Annotated in this window: 1 protein-coding gene; it reads right to left on the bottom strand. The window is 32.8% G+C overall.

Annotated features, from left to right (window positions below; translation table 11 throughout):
* Window positions 1-244 (bottom strand): hypothetical protein (locus QMG30_RS24970; RefSeq protein ID WP_281819951.1); only part of this gene is annotated, 244 nt, incomplete at both ends.

Consider the following 244-nt stretch of genomic DNA (forward strand, 5'->3'; position numbering starts at 1 on the left):
CTAGCTCCATCTATAATGATATTTGTTACTTCTGATTCTGCTTTTTCTATCGTTACTGTTTTTTCTTCAGTCATTCCATTACTAGAAGCCACTACTACTACTGTTCCTGCATTTGCTTGGTTGGTTATTTGTAATAAACCAGTCTCTGGATTTATACTTACTCCATTTGCTGGTGTTTTTAACGACCAACTTACATCTTTATTCAGTACATTTCCATACTGATCTTTTATTACTGCATTATAAT

It is taken from the genome of Vallitalea longa (assembly GCF_027923465.1).
GTDB classification, from domain to species: Bacteria; Bacillota; Clostridia; order Lachnospirales; family Vallitaleaceae; genus Vallitalea; species Vallitalea longa.